Below are 839 nucleotides of genomic sequence, written 5' to 3'. Positions count from 1 at the left end.
AGTAGTGCTATGGTCTTACCCACGAGGCGAGGGAATTTCCAAAGAAGGTGAAACAGCAGTTGATGTTATTGCTTATGCTGCGCACATAGCAGCTTTGCTTGGTGCTAACATAATAAAAGTAAAACTCCCTACTAACCAATTGGAAAAAGAAAAAATAGAAGTGGAAAATATTGAGCCGTTATTCAAAAGAATTGAATATGTCAAGAAATCTTGCTTTGCAGGAAAAAGAATAGTAGTTTTTTCTGGTGGCGAGTCGAAGTCGATGAATGACATACGCAATGAGGCAAAAGAAATTAAGCAAGGAGGTGGTAGTGGTTCAATCATTGGGCGCAACACCTTTCAGCGAAAAAGAGAAGAAGCTTTATCTATGCTAAAAGATATCATGAATATCTACACGTAAAAAAAACATGGCTGGGTGGCAGAATGGCTTATGCGGAGGACTGCAAATCCTTTTATACCGGTTCAATTCCGGTCCCGGCCTCTCCCTATAAAAGTTATAACATCATCCAATAGAAACGAAAAAAACTACTTGACAACTTTTACCATTACCCTTAATCACAGCACTGAAGCTATTATTTATCTTCAGTCCATACAGGTAAAACAACAAAAAAACTCAATGTATTTGGCGTACTGTTGTTTAACTTTTTGTACTATGTGCACCTCATGTCTTTGTAAATTTTCAAGGTTTTTACTTAATACAAGCTAAAATGCGTTTATTAAGACGTCTAAGACAATAAAAAAATGCCAATTTAAAAGATAGATAGTGAATAACTAGCTAACGGGGTTTCTTTTGCCTTTTTTTCTCACTTGGCAAATTTTAAGTATTTATTGCTAAAGTA

General features: G+C 35.8%; 1 protein-coding gene and 1 tRNA gene. Both read left to right on the top strand.

Features of this window, described 5'->3' with window-relative positions; all coding sequences use genetic code 11:
- The coding region (locus IHO13_RS05535; protein ID WP_458695368.1) for a beta/alpha barrel domain-containing protein at window positions 1–400 on the top strand (400 nt) is incomplete at its 5' end.
- A gap of 9 nt (window positions 401–409) precedes the next feature.
- Window positions 410–481, top strand: a tRNA-Cys gene (locus IHO13_RS05530).
- Window positions 482–839: the final 358 nt, after the last annotated feature.

It is taken from the genome of Wolbachia endosymbiont of Mansonella perstans, from assembly GCF_020278605.1.
Lineage (GTDB): Bacteria > Pseudomonadota > Alphaproteobacteria > Rickettsiales > Anaplasmataceae > Wolbachia.
This window is presented reverse-complemented; position numbering and strand designations above follow the sequence as displayed.